Here is a 13,506-nt window from a genome sequence, read left to right as displayed (position 1 = left end):
CGTCGGGGAACACGATGCGCCGGATCATTGGGCCTGCCTCAAGCGCTCTCGGATGACGTTGACGTAGGTCAGGAGGTCGTCCCGGTTCGGGAGCCACCGCGCGACGTGCCAGGAAAACCAGAGCAGCGGCGAGCCGAGCTGGGGGTTGTCGACCGACGTGTTCGTCGGCTGCGTCCCGGCGGCGAGCCGCAGTCCGCGGTCGGCGAAGAAGCAGTCTGGCGCGGCTTGCGGATAGTTCGCCGCCGCGACGAACCAGACGCCCGTCGCGGCCATGTTCCAACCGCCCGGCGGCTCCGTCGGCACGCCTGGGACGTGCACGACGAAGCCGGCGTCTCTTTCGCTCCAGCTGGCGCCCGGAAAGGCGGTCTGGAGCCGGCTGAAATGCGCGCCGAAGACCTTGCTCATCCGAAGGTCGCCCGGGGCTGGCCATAGAACCGCAGGCCGTCGCGGATCTTGACGGTGGAGCCGAGGTCGATCGGCTTGTCGTCGCCCGGACGTTCTTCGAACAGCAGGTAGTCCGCGGGGACGCCGCCGAGGGCGGCGATCTGGGCCCCCGTCATCTCGTCATCGGCCACGTCGTAGGGGACGTCGCCGATATAGATGCGATGGGTCTTGGGGCGGCGCTCGCTCCGGAAACGTTCGAAGCCTGCGGCGCCAAGATCGACAGTGTCGGTGGTCTCGATCCGGAGGTCGGGCTGGTCGCGGCGCTCGAGGACGAGCGAGCGCTTCGCCGGGTCGATCCGGGTTACGCCATAGAGCACGGTCCCCGGGACAGTCGCCTTGGGCCACACGAAGTCGATACCGTCGCACTCGAAGCGATGGAGGTCGGCCGACTCGATCACCCAGAACTCGTCACCGTCGTCGACCTTGCGCTCGGCGTCCTCGGCGAGGTCGGCGAGGCCGCCGCTGTCGCCTCGGTAGAGCACCGCGAACTCGTCCGGCGGCAGCGCGCCGGCGAGGAGGGCGACGTCGCGGCCTTTCACAGTCCGGCGCTCGGCCTTAACCTTCCGGCTGTTCAGATTCTCGTCGAAAATGACCAGCTTGATCCCGCCGGCCCGCTCAATGTCGTTCGACATGCGTCCCACTCCTGAAACGGCGACGCTGAGTTCGATCCCCCCGTTCGGAGGCCGGCTCGCGCCCGTCACGTTGACGTGGGGTCGGCACGCTTCGAGTGCAAGGAAAAATGTTACCTATTGCGTAACGATTTTGGATCCTACATGAAGATCGGGTTCCCGAATCGTTCAGTTCAGAGGCTGTTCAACGTCCACGAGCGACTGGTAGAGCGCTTCGGGGAGACGCTCGCGGGCAAGATCGCGGGGCGGATGGCCGTGCTTGCGGTCGCGCGCAATCTCGCGGCGCTTCCGGCCGAGCCGCCGATCGGCTTTCGCGTGGAGCCCGGCTCTGCGAACCTCTATGGGGTCGACCTGCCCGGCGGGCGGCGGCTGATCTTCACCGCGGCGTCTGACGTCGTGGACGGATCGGCGCTCAAGCTCAGCCAGATCGAGGAGATTACGGTGATCGACATTGTCTGACGTCGCCCGGCCAAACCCTCAGAGGCGAGCGCCGTGACGGCCGACCTTTCCTATCAGCCAGATCGGCTGGTCTCGCCCGGGGCGGTGCTCGCGGACTTCCTCGACGAGCTCGACATCTCCGCCAGGGAGCTCGCCCGGCGATGCGGGCGTTCCGCCAAGCTGATGGTCGAGATCATCGCCGGCAAGGCGCCGGTCGAGCCCGAGACGGCGCTGCAGCTGGAACGCGTTCTCGGGATGAGCGCCGACATCTGGCTCGGTCTTGAGGCCCGGTATCGTCTTGAGCTCGCCAAGACGGAGGAGATCGAATCCATGGCGGGCGCGACCGGTTGGGCGTCACGCTTTCCGCTGGCGGAGCTTCGCAAGCGGGGCCTGATGGGGGGAACTGGCGTCGACGGCGACGCCGTCAGGCAGCTGCTGGCGTTTTTCGGTTGCGGCAGCGTCGAGTCCTGCAAGGAGAAGTTCCGCGATCTGGCTGCGGTCTCCTACCGGCATTCGCCGAGCTTCAAGAGCACCGAGGAAGCATTGCTCGTCTGGCTGAGGCTCGGCGAACGAAAAGCCGGCGGAATCGCCTGCGCCGACTTCGACAAATCCGTCTTCACGAAGAACCTGAAAGAGGCGCGGGCGCTCAGTCGTGACCCGATCGACGCGGCGCTGCCTGAGCTCGAGCGGCTTTGTGCGGCGGCGGGCGTCGCCTTCTGCATCGTCAAGCCGATCGAAGGCATCCGGCTGAGCGGAATCTCCCGCTGGCTCACGCCGCGGAAGGCCCTGATCCAGCAGTCGATGCGCCATATGGCCAACGACCATTTCTGGTTCACCTTCTTCCACGAGGCCGCCCATCTGCTGCTTCACTCCCGCAAGACGGTATTTTTGGACAGCGCCGACTATCGGTCGGCCAGCGACGCCGAAGAGGAGGAGGCCAACAAGTGGGCGACGAACTTTCTCGTCCCACAGACGCTACTTGAGACGTTCATCGCCGGCTTTGAAGGGACGGACGAAGAGGTGTTGGACTTCGCCGAACGGCACGACGTCGCCGCCGGTATCGTCGTCGGGCAGCTGCAGAACCGCGGCGTTCTGACCTACAGGCAGATGAACCACCTGAAGGTGCGCTTCAAATGGGCGGCCTGAAGCAGTCGCCGGCGAGAGTCGGGCGTCCATGTGACCGGGCGGCTGTCCGATGAGCGACAACGTCGATCTGTTCGCCGACGTCGCGTCGTCGCTGTTCGCAAGGCTCTACGCGGCGTTTCCGTTCCCGATCGACATCGAGATAGACGAGATGGCGGATGCGGCGATGCCGGACGCGGACCCTTCGGGCGCGACCCGCGAAGCCTTCGTCGAGGCCTCGCTGCACTGGCTCGGCGCTGCAGGCCTGATCGCCTTCGAGCTGGTCAGATGGGCGCGCGCATGATCGAGCGCGTTGGGCTCACGGCCCGAGGATTTCTGGCCTTGCAGGTCTGCGAGGATGGCGGCGAACCGGTCGGGCGATTGCTGCGTGACGAGCGCTCCACGCCGGATCGACGCCGGCTGGTCGGTGCGGCGCTTGCGGCCGCCGCCAGATGACGGGCGCCTTACGGGACTGACCAGGCCCTGTAACGCTTGCGACCAGTGGCCTCTCGCAAGCCGAGGTCCTGAGCGAGCATCAACGCGGCCCGCGGGGTCACGCCGAGGCGCGCCGAAATCAGCGACGACGTGACGATCGGGCTTGAAATCGCCAGGTCCCGCAACTGGGGCAGCTTCGAGTTCGACCGTCGGCCATCCGTGCGCCTGTCGAGCCGGCCATATGTCGTGAAGAGGCGATCGTGCTCTTTCAGCCCGGCGTTCGCCGCTTCCGCCAGGCCCTGCAGGACCACTTCCAGCCGGATGACGGGATCGCGCTTCCAGCGTTTTTCCTGGGGAACGGCTTTGAGGCCGGCGGCGAGGCACGTCAGGTGCGCACGGGTTTTAGCGCGCGATCGCAACAGATCGGCGCACAGCAGGCGACCGAGCCAGGCTTGGGCCTGCAACGGCTCGATCTGGTCTCAGGCGTCGAAGGCGACCGCAGCGGCGAGCGTCGCCGGAAGGACGCTGACCGACGCGACGACCGAGCGCCATTCCGCGAACTTGGGTAAGCGGCGTCGATCGCGCCGGCGCGGAGCTGGTCGGGGTTGCTAGCATCGGCGTGATCGACGTCCAGTCAGCGCGGTCTCGGGCGGCGCTTGGGCTCGGTTCCCGAAGCGCCAACTATCGTTGCCGGTCTCGACGATGTCGAAGTGGTGGGAGAGCCGATCGAGCAGCGCGGTGGTCATCTCGGCGTCGCCGAACACGCGCGGCTATTCGCTGAAGGCGAAACTGGAGCCGATGGCGTACTCGGGCACAAACTCCGCGATCGCCGCATCGGGCGTCGGGGCAGTGATCTGGATGTCGCTGGTCGCCATCCAAATGATGGATCAGCGCGGCCCCGACTTCATCAAGCTGAAAAGAGAAGGCCCGCCGAGCGGATTGGACGCTGGCGGGCCTTTCGGGTCTGTTGTGGCGGCTACAGACGAAGCCAATGCGCCCCTGATGAGAGCGAAGGGATTCTTGCATCCCGCGATGAATCGCACAAGCGCCAGGGCCGTTTGATCGACCTCTTTCGGCGTGACGCGTCACGTAACGCGGTTTGTGACGGCAAGCGAGGGAGTAACGGGGGCGTCGCCGCTTTTGAGACCGCCGGCGAACGGCTCTTTCCGGCGCTCTGGACGGAGCCTCCTGGAGACCATTGCGGTCGCTTCCTGTGGGTCGGCGCGCTCGAGCCGCGTGAGATGGCTGACGGCCGCGGAACCGATCCTGGCGAGCGACACGGGCCTCTGCAGGGCCTCGCGCTTGTCCAGGCCCTCGCGGCGGGCTTCGGCGTATGTCTCCGCCCAGATCGTCTGCAGCGCGATGATGATGGCGCGGTCGACCTGCGTCGGGTTCGGCCGCTTCAGAACTTTCGCGCGGTCGCGGTAGGCCTGTGATCGGGCCGCGGCGCGCTGGCGATAGGCCTTGAGGCTGTCGCGGGCGGGTTCGGCGTTTTTCGGGCGGGACATGATCCGTGGTCTCCGGCGGTTGCCAGGAGTCTGTAGGCGCGGAACGAAAGACACAACGGACGTCGTGACGTGACGGCGTATGCGGTCGTGGTCTCATGGCAGCGTCAGCGTCCCGCATGGTCAGCCATCCATGCTGCTTGTCAGCCGCTCTCTCATCCAGGCGAAGCCGACCTCTCCAGAGCCAGCGACCCTCGCAGGGATCGTCCCGACCCCCCTCCAGCCCAAACCCTCTTCCCGACATTCTTCTCTTTCTGTCCTAAGCCGAAAGGCTTCCAGTCAGCCTACGGCTCAAGGCGCCATCCGCAACGAACGGCTGACAGCCCGCCACCCAGGCCCGAGCGAAGCTGGCGCCAGCCAGCGAAGCGACAGGCCTCCAGACCTCCGCGCAGCTGTCTGACAGCCCCCATGGGGAGGGCCCGCCAGGGCCCGGAAATCCGCTCTAAAGAATACGACATCTATTAGGCGCGATTCGGTTCCCATGAATCCACACAAGCCATTCAACAGACGTTGTGTTATTCGTCGCCATGACCATATAATCGGCATCATCTTGCATGCTGAGAGACGCCATGTTCGCACCCGAAAAGTCCCCGTCGCCGCTGGGCCATCTGAAGCCGTCGCAGCCCTTCGACGGCTCCGTGATTTCGTTCCCCGAGTTTGCCGCGCGGGAGATCGCTCTGCTCGGCCTGAGCGGTCCGGCCGCCCACCGCGCATGGTCCCTGATCGCGGTGATGAGGCGCGCCGTCCCCAAGAACTGGAGCGCTTTCACGGCCGATCTGATGGACGCCTCGGGGCGCGAGGTCCGCAGTCTCCAGGCGGCCATGCAGGAGGTGGTCGAAGGCAGCGAGGTCTATGCGCCGTCCAATCCGGAGCTCCACGGGAAGCGGCTGTTCATCTCGATCACGGTCACCCCGGGCTATGGCGGGCCGGTCGGAAAGAGGCGGCCGGGGATCATCGAGGTGGTGCTCGATCCGGCGTTTGGCCGACTTCTGGACGGCCCCCGGGTGGAGGTTCCGCGCATCTGGTGGCAGCAGCTCGGCCAGAAGACGTCGGTGCTGCTGGCGATGAAAGCCGTTGGTTTCGTTGGGCTGAGCCGGCCTGGGATGACGGACCCCATGAACGAGATCGAGATCACCGGGGAGATGGCGGAGATCACCGCGCCGGGGTCGTTCGCGGTGTTCGCAGCCAAGCACCTGAGCCGGGCGCTGGACGAGCTCAACGCCCCCTCGCTGTGGCGGAACTGGCGCTTCGAAAGGGTGTCGATCAAGCGCGGCGTCAAGCTCGTCGGGCTGGCGGTGGAGATCTCGACAGCCAAGAGCCGCAGGGAAAAGACGCATTCGGCGGTGATGGGAGACAGGAAGGCCCGGCTGCGCCGCGAGCGGGCGACCAGGGCCGGCGTTTGACGGACACAACAAAAAGGTGTATTTCCTGTCGGAAATACGGCACCCCACCGCTCTTGGGGTTTTCGGGGGCCGCGCCAATCACTGGTTGCGGCCCTTGGCGCGTCTGGAGCGGAATCGACAGATCGGACGCATTTTAGCGATCGCCGAAAGCCGACGCTCACAGGTCGAGATGTAGGTTGGGGAGTCGGCCCGGATTCCCGGGCATGGAGGGCGTGAGATGCTCAGCTACGAAGAGACCGGTTTTCTGCTCGGCGCCGGCGATCGGATGCGCCGCGAGCGCGCCTTGGCTCAGCAGGTCGTCGATCAGGCCTGCGCGCAGCGTGACGAGGCGCTCAGGATCAGCGCCCACAACTATCAGGCCTGGGAGGCGGCCCAGTCGACCGTCGAAAGCCAAGCAGAGTACATTCGGCGGCTCGAAGCCATCATCCGCAACCAGGCCGCCGGCCGCGCTTGATCACCTGCGTAGGATCGCCGCCACGATCTCTGCGTCTGACTTCGCGCTGACCTCTGCTGCCCGGCGCTTCGTCATCGGCCGCACTGGCTTCTCCGCCGGCCGCCCTATCGCCTCAAGCCTCGCGAGGTCGGCCGCGATGATCTCGCTGATCGTCGGTGCGGCACTATGAGTCGGCCGGGCCGCCGGACGGGTGACCGAGACGGCCGCCTGAGCCGGCGATCGGCGCTCCCAACCGGTCACCGACTCCGGACGAGGATAGGCCTGAGAGCTCGCTGGGTTCGATTTCATGGCCCGTTTTGGCCAAACCCAATTCCACCAACTGACACGCATTGGACCCTCCAGAGCGCCTCCAGGCGCCTTCTATGCCCATCCGAATCCATCTCCCAGCAATGCACAATCCACGAATAGGCGTCGAATAGCCAAGAATTGGCCGTCATCGGCCTGCCGGCCGGCGCTCATTGGGTGGCATGCGGACCCGAAATCCATGTCGAGCGGCGCTCAGACGCCGACTCAATCCTTCATGGGCACTTGCCGGATCGCGGATTTGTGGAATCCTGAATGGATCAACAGTTGATCCACTTGGATTCGAGATGCTGCGTCGCCCTCCTGCTTTCATTCCGCCCGCTGAGACCACTTCTCCGGCCCCCGCGCCCGTCCAGGCTGAGAAGCCGGAAGCCGCTCCTGCAGCGTCCGCGCCCGCGCGGGAGGCGATCGACTACGAGGCATTCGCCGCGGCGCTGGTGGCAGCCCTCGAGGCGGTACCGGGCGTGCTGGCCCAGATCGACCTCGGCGTCGGCCACAGCGAGACGTACTCTTTACTTAAGGCGCGGCTGCGCGCGACGGCCGCCCCGGCGCCTGCTCCCGAGCCGGAACCTGTGAAGGCCTCCGAGCCCGAGCCCGCACCTGAGGCTCTGAAGCCGCCCGTCATCGCCGTCCGCCGCCCCGGCGTTATGCGCCCGCCGGCCACCCAGCCGCGGGCGGTGACGACCGACGCGATCGTGCAGGCGGCCGCCGCGACCGCAGCGCCCCAGCGCCCGAGGCAAACCCAGGACGAGCTCGAGAAGCTCCTCGCCGCCGTCGGCTCCGTCGAGGCGGAGACCGAGACCAGTGAAGACGCGGACGTCATCCCCGACGCCTATGCGGAGCCGGTAATCTCCGACGAGGAGGCGCTGATGGAACCGGGCGAGGTCGCTCTGGCTGACGAGGGCGCTTGCGAGGATCCGTGGGTCAACCCGCTCAGGATCGGACTGCCGAAGCCGCCGCGCCCGCTGACCGAGCCGAGGGGCGTGATCGTGCCGCTGGCGCCGTCGACGCCTGCGCCGGCCGAGGACGACGGCGAGCCGGAGTGGATGAGGCCGGGTTTCGAGTCGAACCCGAATGACAAGGGCCTGATCGCGCGCTTGAGCGCGGAGCGATCCGACAAGCGGAGGCTGACGTAGTGAACGCCTGGCATCGCGTCGACCGCACCCGGATGGCGCAGCTTTTCCGCGCGGGATCCACCAAGTCCAAGATCGCGAAGATCTTCGGCGTCACCGAGAACGCGATCCAGCGCTATCTGGTCAAGGACGGCCTCCTCGAGCGGAGCATCCGACGCGATGGGAAGGCGGAGCCAGGCCGCGATAGCGCTCCAGCACTGCGTCTCGCCCGCGGCCGTGTGCTCGGCGCTGCAGCGGGCCCAAAGGGCCTCAAATCCAGCGTGACCTATCAGTAGGTCATCCGTAGATTAATCTGACCTATGGGCCGTGAAACACCTTGTGAAACATACACTTAGTAATGTTGACAAAACGTCTGAGTAACGACGATTTTCGCGCCGCCTGGGTGCGGCCCTGGCCTCTGCTGGAGATTTCGATCGCCGACGATCGGTCGATCCCCAAGGTCAAAGAGCGTGCCGCAGCGCTCGGCCTGCCGTCCCGGGATCGCCGCCAGCGCCGCACGATCATGGCGGCCGCGATGCCGGCGTCGCACCTCTCGGACGACGAGATCCGGCAGATGTGGGAGACCGACGTCCCGGTGAGGGAGATCGTCCAGGCCGACCGGACGACCTCTACCATCGTCCGTATGCGCGTCGAGGCGATGGGCCTGCCGGCGCGGCCGCACATGTTCCGACGTCCTGGCGGACGCGGCGGGAAGCCAGGATCGGCGGCCAATGAGCGTCAGCTGGAGCTGGACGAGATTGTCGAGCGGCTCACTCGCGCTCGAACGCCAAGGGGCGAGATCGCGCTTAGGGCCGGCGTCGGCGAGCGGACGGTCTACAACCGGCAGCGAAGGCTGGGCCTGCGTTAGCGCGGCCGGCGCCTGCCCTGATCCAGCCCCGCCAGCACAGCGATGTTCTCGGACGTGTAGCCGCCGTCGGCTGGCTCCGGATCCGGCTCCTTCAGCAGCCCGCGCTCTCGCATTTCAGCCTCAAGCCGTTGAGAGTTTCGGGTTGAGAGCTCTGTGGGGGAAATCGTTTTCGGGTCCATTCTCGGCCTCCGAACCATGCTCGACCACCACCATAGGCTACAAAAACGGCCTCTGGGGACAGGATTGTATCGCAAAAGCTGCAGGAGCGACCTCGGAACTGGGTTAACGGGCAAGGATTGCTCGTCTGGGCCCCCGAACTCCCCCACAATTTTGACGAACTTCCCCATCGATTTCCACATGGGCATGGGGAAGTTCGAGGGAAAGTCCGTCAAATCTATGGGGCAAATCCGATAGTGAAATCATGGGCTTGCAATGGATTTCGGATGCGCCATGCTGATTCGCATGAGCGTCCAAGTTCCGATTCCTCAGGCCCTCGTTGAGGCCTTCTCCTATCGGCCCCTGCGGCCGCTCGACGACACCGCCAGACTGCTTGGCATGTCGGGGAAGACCCTGCGCCGGCATCTTGCGGCCGGGAACATTACAAGCGTCAATGTCGGGGTCGGAGCCGTTAAGCGCCGGCATGCTTTCCGCCTGTCCGACGTCACCTGCTTTCTCCAGAACCAGCACCAGAGCGCGCCGTGTCCGTCTACAAGAAGACCCCCAGCGCGGACCACTACAGCTACGACTTCGTCTGGAAAGGTCGTCGGTTTTCTGGCTCGACGGAATGCTCTGATCGCCGAGCGGCAGAGGCCTTCGAGCGCCGCGAAAAGCAGCGCGTAAAGTCCGAGGCTGCGTCCGCCGATCCGACGCCGACCATGTCGATCGACGCGGCCGTCGATCGCTACTGGATCGAGGTCGGCCAACACGCCAGCGAGCCGGACCTGGAGGCGAACCTCGCTCGCTTAGTCGAGTGGATCGGCGCGGCGACCCAGCTCTCCCAGATCACCAACGAGATGGTCGCCGGCCTGGTCGCCCGGCGCCGGGGTGAGTTCCGCCACGGCCGCCCCACGCTCGGCCTGGTGTCTGCCTCCACCGTCAACCGCTCGCTGACGATGCCGCTCCGGCGGGTGCTCAAGCGGGCGTCGCTCGACTGGGAGATCCCGCTCAAGGAGTTGCGCTGGAGCTCTCACATCCTGAAGGAGCCGAAGGAGCGCGTCCGCGAGTTGACCTTCGACGAGGAGGCTCGCCTCGAGGCCGTCGAGCTTCCCGAGTTCACGGACCTGCGTCGGTTCGCCCAGAAGACCGGCCTGCGGTCGTCCGAGTGCCTGCTCGCCTGGGACCAGGTCGACTTCGGAACCCAGAAGATCCACGTGACTCAAAAGGGCGACGACCCGCACTCGATCCCGATGCATCCCGAGGTCGAGAAGCTGCTCCGTCGGCTCTGGATCACGCGCGATCCTGAGCAGGACGCCGTATTCCTCTATACCGCCCAGAAGACGCGCCGCGAGCCGCGCACTGGACGCGAGATTGAGGCCGGAATGCGCTATCCGATCACGGCGGCCGGGTGGTTGACCTACCACCGCCGGGTCTGCTCCAAGGCCAAGGTCGCGGACTTCCGGCGGCACGACGAGCGCCACACCAGCGCGACCCGGCTCCTGCGGTCTACGGGCAATCTGAAGGCGGTCCAGAAGGTCCTGGGCCATAAGTCGATCACGACCACGATGAAGTACGCGCACATCAATGACGACGACGTCCGCGCCGCCCTGGCCCGTCAGGCCGAGGACGAAGGGGCCCGTCGCGCCGACCATGAGCGCCGCAAGAATTCCCACCAGAGTCCCACCGAGGGTGCTCCGGCGGTCAAAAAACTCAAACGGCCCCGTAGCTTAGTTGGATAGAGCACCAGCCTTCTAAGCTGATGGTCGCTGGTTCGAATCCAGCCGGGGTCGCCAAGACCTTCTCGAGATTTCAGCGCGCGGTTCGACGGTCGGGCCTCCCCCTGGCCGTCAGACCGCGTCCGCCCCGATCGCCGCGAGGCCTGCGCGCGCGACCTCGACGTCCTGATCCGGCAAGCCCGAGCCGACCCCGATCCCGCCGACGCATTGCCCGTCGAACAGGATCGGCAAGCCGCCCGCGAGATTGGTCAGGCGGCCGCCGGTGGCGCTCGCGAGCCGTGGCTCCATCTCCGCGTTGAACCGCCCCGTCGGTTGCCGGTGCGAAGCCGCCGTGACCGCCTTGGCCAGAGAGGTCTCGCGCGACAGCAGCTTGGCGCCGTCGGTGCGCAGAAAAGCGATCAGGTTTCCGCCCTCGTCGACGATCGAGACGTTTTGCGGCGCGCCGATCTCCTCGGCCTTCTGGGAGGCTGCGGCGATCATGCGCAGCGCCGCGGCGTGGGTGAGCGCCAGCCTCGGGCGGGTGAATGCGGCTTCCGTCATGCGGTTCGAGCCCTTTTTTTTTTTCCAAGCGTTCGCGAGCGCCGCACGCGATGGGAAGACGCGCCTGCGACCCGTTATACTCCGCCGCGAAGCTGATGCTCCCCCTCGGCTCGCCGCTCGATCATGCGAGCGCGCCAGGCCGCTGGCCTTCGTCGCCCCTGTCGCAGCGCAACCGGTCCGGCGTCATGTCATGGCGGCGGGGCGGTCGCTTGGAGGTCGCCGTTTCGAGCCGGGCCTTCAATCGGCCTTGATGGCGTCCTATATGACAAACACCGACAGGCCGGTGGCGGCGCCGCCGATACGGATCGCGCCGCAGGCAGTCGGATCTCAACACTCGCATTGCCGCCTTGCGCGCCGCTCTCGCTGCGACAGCGAAGTCCCGCCAAGGCCTTAAGGAAACGATGAAGAAGCATACCCACGCCCGCCCCGCCGTCGCGCGGCAGGCGCCGAACCAGATCCGCACGGCGGTCGCCGCAAAGCGGACCAAGGCCTGGAAGCCGGAACCGAGCGCCATCTCACGCGCCGAAATGCGCGAGATCATCATTCAGATGATCGGCTGACGCCGGCCCTCCACTCCAAGCAAGCCCGCCCTCAAAGGCGGGCTTTTTTGTTCCCGGAGAGCGGCGACGCCACGGGCGAGGACGGACGGCCGGACCAGTCCGTCGGGCTCGTCCCGGGGGGTCCATTCTTGGCGCAAGGTTACGAAGCGTCTGCTTAGGCGAGCCGGGTCGCCAAGCCGGCGACGCCGTCAGCCGAACGCCTTCGCGGCGAAAAAGCCGACGGTGGCGGCGAAGGCGGTGAGGATCGCGCCCCACGTCATGTCGACGATCGCCATCGTCATCGGAAAGCCCCGCGTCACCGCGAGGTTCGTAAGATCGTAGGTTCCGTAAGCCACGAGCCCGAACAACGCGCCGGAGACAAGCGCCGTGGTCCATTGGCCGCTCGCAAGCGCGGGCGAGATCGCGAAATACACCACGCCGACGACGTAGAGCAGATAGAAGGCCGCGGCCGCGACGAGGTTCGGGTCCGGCGCCATGAGCTCGCCGAGCTGGACGCGGTAGAACTCGCGCGCCACGAAGCCGAGCCAGATCGCGTCGGCGGCCAGGAACGCCGCGGCCGCAGCCGCGTAGGCGACGAGATAAATCTTCATGAGGCCATTACGCGCCGATGCGCGGATGGACCACTCTGTCACCCGGCTTCAGCCCGATGCGCTTCGCGGAGCCCGCGAGCAGCTCGACCACGTAGCGCGCCGGCCCCTGCGAGGAGACGATGCGGGTCGAAAGCGGCTCGGTGTCCTCGGCGACGCGCAGGACGCGTCCGTCCGCGCCCACGAACACCATGTCGAGCGACACATAGGTGTTCTGCATCCACATCGAGATTTCCTGCGGCTGCCCGAAATCGAACAGCATGCCGTGGTCCTCGGGCAACGAGCGGCGATACATCAGCCCGACCTCGCGCTGCTTCGGCGTGTCGGCGACCTCGATCTGGAAAGTCTTCGCCCCACCGGCTGTCTCGAAGGTCAGCGGCTCGAGCTTCGCCGCCGCAAGCGCGGCGGAGACGAGCGCGACCGTCATCACGACGGCGAACGCCGCGAGACGTGCGAGAGTGAGGGAGGCGACTGCGGCTGCGCGCATCTGCGCGGCGCTCAGTGCGACGACGGCCCGCCGCCGGGTCCGTCCGGCCGGACCTCCGCCGCCATCAGGCCCTTGGGCCCGTTGCCGAAGCGCGCGAACACCTTCTGGCCGGGCCTGAGCTCCATGATGCCGAAGCGGCGCAGCGTCTCCATGTGGACGAAGATGTCCTCGGATCCGTCGCCGCGGGTCAGGAAGCCGAAGCCGCGCAGGCGGTTGAACCACTTCACCTCAACGAGCTCGAGCCCGCTCGTCGGCGTCACCGAGACATGGGTGCGGGCCGGCGGAAGCTCGCCCGGATGGCGGGCGGTGGAATCGTCAAGCGACAGCACCCGGAAGGCCTGCGCGCCCTTGGGACGCAGCTGCGCCTCGCAGACGATGCGGGCGCCCTCGTTGGCGGTCTGGAAGCCGTCGCGGCGCATGCAGGTGACGTGCAGCAGGACGTCGGGTCCCCCGTCGTCCGGCACGATGAAGCCATAGCCCTTGGCGACGTCGAACCATTTGATCACGCCGGACACCTCGTAGAGATCGACAGGGTCGACCTCCGCCGCATGTCCTGGCCTCGTCTCTGTCAGAGACGCCGCGCCCTTCGCCCGCTCTTCACTCATACGAACCGCCTGCCCGCAACTTACACCGACGGAAGGGAGCCGCGTCCGACTCGTTCGACTGAAACGATATCATCGAGAACCGCGGGGGGAAGCGAAAAATGGCCCAAACAAGGCGTCTCGGA

20 protein-coding genes, 1 tRNA gene and 1 pseudogene are annotated in these 13,506 nt (G+C 66.4%); 13 read left to right on the top strand and 9 right to left on the bottom strand.

Annotated elements, in window-relative coordinates; all coding sequences use genetic code 11:
* Positions 1–24: 24 nt before the first annotated feature.
* Together ACFOWB_RS07830 and ACFOWB_RS07825 are read right to left on the bottom strand one after the other, a co-directional pair.
* Positions 25–405 (bottom strand): E2/UBC family protein, encoded by a 381-nt coding sequence (locus ACFOWB_RS07830; RefSeq protein ID WP_378146616.1) that lies wholly within the window; start codon positions 403–405, stop codon positions 25–27.
* Positions 402–1,076 carry a multiubiquitin domain-containing protein gene (locus tag ACFOWB_RS07825; RefSeq protein ID WP_378146614.1) on the bottom strand — a complete coding sequence of 225 codons (675 nt, stop codon included), beginning with the start codon at positions 1,074–1,076 and terminating at the stop codon, positions 402–404. Before ACFOWB_RS07825 ends, ACFOWB_RS07830 begins: the two co-directional genes overlap by 4 nt.
* A gap of 141 nt (positions 1,077–1,217) precedes the next feature.
* Between ACFOWB_RS07825 and ACFOWB_RS07820 the strand changes: the two genes are divergently transcribed.
* Genes ACFOWB_RS07820 through ACFOWB_RS07805 form a run of 4 tightly spaced genes read left to right on the top strand, consistent with a single transcriptional unit; the run spans position 1,218 to position 3,089 of the window.
* Positions 1,218–1,532: a hypothetical protein gene (locus tag ACFOWB_RS07820; RefSeq protein WP_261403866.1), complete on the top strand. Its 315-nt coding sequence runs from the start codon at positions 1,218–1,220 to the stop codon at positions 1,530–1,532.
* A 33-nt stretch (positions 1,533–1,565) separates the two neighbouring features.
* Positions 1,566–2,657 (top strand): HigA family addiction module antitoxin, encoded by a 1,092-nt coding sequence (locus ACFOWB_RS07815; RefSeq protein WP_378146611.1) that lies wholly within the window; start codon positions 1,566–1,568, stop codon positions 2,655–2,657.
* A 49-nt stretch (positions 2,658–2,706) separates the two neighbouring features.
* A complete protein-coding gene (locus ACFOWB_RS07810) occupies positions 2,707–2,937 on the top strand; it encodes a hypothetical protein (RefSeq protein ID WP_261403867.1) in 231 nt (76 codons plus the stop codon).
* Positions 2,922–3,089: a hypothetical protein gene (locus ACFOWB_RS07805; protein ID WP_261403868.1), complete on the top strand. Its 168-nt coding sequence runs from the start codon at positions 2,922–2,924 to the stop codon at positions 3,087–3,089. Before ACFOWB_RS07810 ends, ACFOWB_RS07805 begins: the two co-directional genes overlap by 16 nt.
* Before the next feature lie 8 nt (positions 3,090–3,097).
* Here ACFOWB_RS07805 and ACFOWB_RS07800 read toward each other — a convergent pair whose 3' ends face one another.
* Positions 3,098–3,532 carry a DUF1612 and helix-turn-helix domain-containing protein gene (locus tag ACFOWB_RS07800; RefSeq protein WP_261403869.1) on the bottom strand — a complete coding sequence of 145 codons (435 nt, stop codon included), beginning with the start codon at positions 3,530–3,532 and terminating at the stop codon, positions 3,098–3,100.
* A 144-nt stretch (positions 3,533–3,676) separates the two neighbouring features.
* Positions 3,677–3,838: pseudogene (locus ACFOWB_RS07795) on the bottom strand (ATP-binding protein); the annotation flags it as partial.
* Between ACFOWB_RS07795 and ACFOWB_RS07790 the strand changes: the two are divergent.
* On the top strand, positions 3,771–4,130 hold the full coding sequence (locus ACFOWB_RS07790) for a hypothetical protein (protein ID WP_378146608.1): 360 nt from the start codon (positions 3,771–3,773) through the stop codon (positions 4,128–4,130). The pseudogene ACFOWB_RS07795 and the gene ACFOWB_RS07790 sit on opposite strands and share 68 nt — an antisense overlap.
* Positions 4,131–4,153: 23 nt before the next feature.
* Here the strand turns inward: ACFOWB_RS07790 and ACFOWB_RS07785 are convergent, their stop codons facing one another.
* The gene (locus ACFOWB_RS07785; RefSeq protein WP_261403870.1) at positions 4,154–4,576 is read right to left on the bottom strand and encodes a hypothetical protein; all 423 of its coding nucleotides are present in this window, start codon (positions 4,574–4,576) and stop codon (positions 4,154–4,156) included.
* Between the two features lie 566 nt (positions 4,577–5,142).
* Here ACFOWB_RS07785 and ACFOWB_RS07780 point away from each other — a divergent pair.
* From ACFOWB_RS07780 to ACFOWB_RS07750, 7 genes are all read left to right on the top strand, one after another.
* Positions 5,143–5,976: a hypothetical protein gene (locus ACFOWB_RS07780; RefSeq protein ID WP_378146606.1), complete on the top strand. Its 834-nt coding sequence runs from the start codon at positions 5,143–5,145 to the stop codon at positions 5,974–5,976.
* A 217-nt stretch (positions 5,977–6,193) separates the two neighbouring features.
* Positions 6,194–6,430: a hypothetical protein gene (locus ACFOWB_RS07775; protein WP_261403872.1), complete on the top strand. Its 237-nt coding sequence runs from the start codon at positions 6,194–6,196 to the stop codon at positions 6,428–6,430.
* Positions 6,431–7,020: 590 nt separating this feature from the next.
* Complete coding sequence (locus ACFOWB_RS07770; protein ID WP_261403873.1) at positions 7,021–7,869, top strand: hypothetical protein; 849 nt, start codon at positions 7,021–7,023, stop codon at positions 7,867–7,869.
* 32 nt (positions 7,870–7,901) lie between these two features.
* The gene (locus ACFOWB_RS07765) at positions 7,902–8,141 is read left to right on the top strand and encodes a hypothetical protein (protein ID WP_261403874.1); all 240 of its coding nucleotides are present in this window, start codon (positions 7,902–7,904) and stop codon (positions 8,139–8,141) included.
* Positions 8,142–8,248: 107 nt separating this feature from the next.
* Positions 8,249–8,713: a hypothetical protein gene (locus tag ACFOWB_RS07760; protein ID WP_261403875.1), complete on the top strand. Its 465-nt coding sequence runs from the start codon at positions 8,249–8,251 to the stop codon at positions 8,711–8,713.
* A gap of 875 nt (positions 8,714–9,588) precedes the next feature.
* Positions 9,589–10,608, top strand: coding sequence for a tyrosine-type recombinase/integrase (locus tag ACFOWB_RS07755; protein WP_378146603.1), 1,020 nt, complete (start codon positions 9,589–9,591; stop codon positions 10,606–10,608).
* Positions 10,586–10,662: transfer RNA gene (locus ACFOWB_RS07750), tRNA-Arg, on the top strand. The genes ACFOWB_RS07755 and ACFOWB_RS07750 overlap by 23 nt, the downstream gene beginning before the upstream one ends.
* A gap of 54 nt (positions 10,663–10,716) precedes the next feature.
* Here the strand turns inward: ACFOWB_RS07750 and ACFOWB_RS07745 are convergent.
* A complete protein-coding gene (locus ACFOWB_RS07745) occupies positions 10,717–11,145 on the bottom strand; it encodes a GlcG/HbpS family heme-binding protein (protein WP_261403877.1) in 429 nt (142 codons plus the stop codon).
* Positions 11,146–11,546: 401 nt separating this feature from the next.
* On the opposite strand from ACFOWB_RS07745, the gene ACFOWB_RS07740 reads away from it, so the two are divergent.
* Entirely contained in the window at positions 11,547–11,705 is a 159-nt protein-coding gene (locus ACFOWB_RS07740; protein WP_378146600.1) for a hypothetical protein, read from the top strand.
* Positions 11,706–11,893: 188 nt separating this feature from the next.
* Here ACFOWB_RS07740 and ACFOWB_RS07735 read toward each other — a convergent pair whose 3' ends face one another.
* The 3 genes from ACFOWB_RS07735 to ACFOWB_RS07725 are packed head-to-tail and all read right to left on the bottom strand — an operon-like array spanning position 11,894 to position 13,384.
* Positions 11,894–12,295, bottom strand: a complete 402-nt coding sequence (locus tag ACFOWB_RS07735) for a DUF2177 family protein (RefSeq protein ID WP_261403878.1) — start codon at positions 12,293–12,295, stop codon at positions 11,894–11,896.
* A 7-nt stretch (positions 12,296–12,302) separates the two neighbouring features.
* A complete protein-coding gene (locus ACFOWB_RS07730) occupies positions 12,303–12,779 on the bottom strand; it encodes a DUF192 domain-containing protein (RefSeq protein ID WP_261403879.1) in 477 nt (158 codons plus the stop codon).
* Between the two features lie 11 nt (positions 12,780–12,790).
* The gene (locus ACFOWB_RS07725) at positions 12,791–13,384 is read right to left on the bottom strand and encodes a cold-shock protein (protein WP_378146597.1); all 594 of its coding nucleotides are present in this window, start codon (positions 13,382–13,384) and stop codon (positions 12,791–12,793) included.
* Between the last annotated feature and the right edge of the window lie 122 nt (positions 13,385–13,506).

Origin of the sequence: Chenggangzhangella methanolivorans, from assembly GCF_042648545.1 — a bacterium.
Taxonomy (GTDB): Bacteria; Pseudomonadota; Alphaproteobacteria; order Rhizobiales; family Methylopilaceae; genus Methylopila; species Methylopila methanolivorans.
This window is presented reverse-complemented; position numbering and strand designations above follow the sequence as displayed.

Excerpts from the sequence above, each read along its gene's own strand:
- ACFOWB_RS07830 (WP_378146616.1), bottom strand. The coding sequence starts at position 405 with ATGAGCAAGGTCTTCGGCGCGCATTTCAGCCGGCTCCAGACCGCCTTT.
- ACFOWB_RS07825 (WP_378146614.1), bottom strand. The coding sequence starts at position 1,076 with ATGTCGAACGACATTGAGCGGGCCGGCGGGATCAAGCTGGTCATTTTC.
- ACFOWB_RS07820 (WP_261403866.1), top strand. The coding sequence starts at position 1,218 with ATGAAGATCGGGTTCCCGAATCGTTCAGTTCAGAGGCTGTTCAACGTC.
- ACFOWB_RS07810 (WP_261403867.1), top strand. The coding sequence starts at position 2,707 with ATGAGCGACAACGTCGATCTGTTCGCCGACGTCGCGTCGTCGCTGTTC.
- ACFOWB_RS07805 (WP_261403868.1), top strand. The coding sequence starts at position 2,922 with ATGGGCGCGCGCATGATCGAGCGCGTTGGGCTCACGGCCCGAGGATTT.
- ACFOWB_RS07790 (WP_378146608.1), top strand. The coding sequence starts at position 3,771 with ATGTCGAAGTGGTGGGAGAGCCGATCGAGCAGCGCGGTGGTCATCTCG.
- ACFOWB_RS07785 (WP_261403870.1), bottom strand. The coding sequence starts at position 4,576 with ATGTCCCGCCCGAAAAACGCCGAACCCGCCCGCGACAGCCTCAAGGCC.
- ACFOWB_RS07780 (WP_378146606.1), top strand. The coding sequence starts at position 5,143 with ATGTTCGCACCCGAAAAGTCCCCGTCGCCGCTGGGCCATCTGAAGCCG.
- ACFOWB_RS07775 (WP_261403872.1), top strand. The coding sequence starts at position 6,194 with ATGCTCAGCTACGAAGAGACCGGTTTTCTGCTCGGCGCCGGCGATCGG.
- ACFOWB_RS07770 (WP_261403873.1), top strand. The coding sequence starts at position 7,021 with ATGCTGCGTCGCCCTCCTGCTTTCATTCCGCCCGCTGAGACCACTTCT.
- ACFOWB_RS07765 (WP_261403874.1), top strand. The coding sequence starts at position 7,902 with ATGGCGCAGCTTTTCCGCGCGGGATCCACCAAGTCCAAGATCGCGAAG.
- ACFOWB_RS07755 (WP_378146603.1), top strand. The coding sequence starts at position 9,589 with ATGTCGATCGACGCGGCCGTCGATCGCTACTGGATCGAGGTCGGCCAA.
- ACFOWB_RS07745 (WP_261403877.1), bottom strand. The coding sequence starts at position 11,145 with ATGACGGAAGCCGCATTCACCCGCCCGAGGCTGGCGCTCACCCACGCC.
- ACFOWB_RS07740 (WP_378146600.1), top strand. The coding sequence starts at position 11,547 with ATGAAGAAGCATACCCACGCCCGCCCCGCCGTCGCGCGGCAGGCGCCG.
- ACFOWB_RS07735 (WP_261403878.1), bottom strand. The coding sequence starts at position 12,295 with ATGAAGATTTATCTCGTCGCCTACGCGGCTGCGGCCGCGGCGTTCCTG.
- ACFOWB_RS07730 (WP_261403879.1), bottom strand. The coding sequence starts at position 12,779 with ATGCGCGCAGCCGCAGTCGCCTCCCTCACTCTCGCACGTCTCGCGGCG.
- ACFOWB_RS07725 (WP_378146597.1), bottom strand. The coding sequence starts at position 13,384 with ATGAGTGAAGAGCGGGCGAAGGGCGCGGCGTCTCTGACAGAGACGAGG.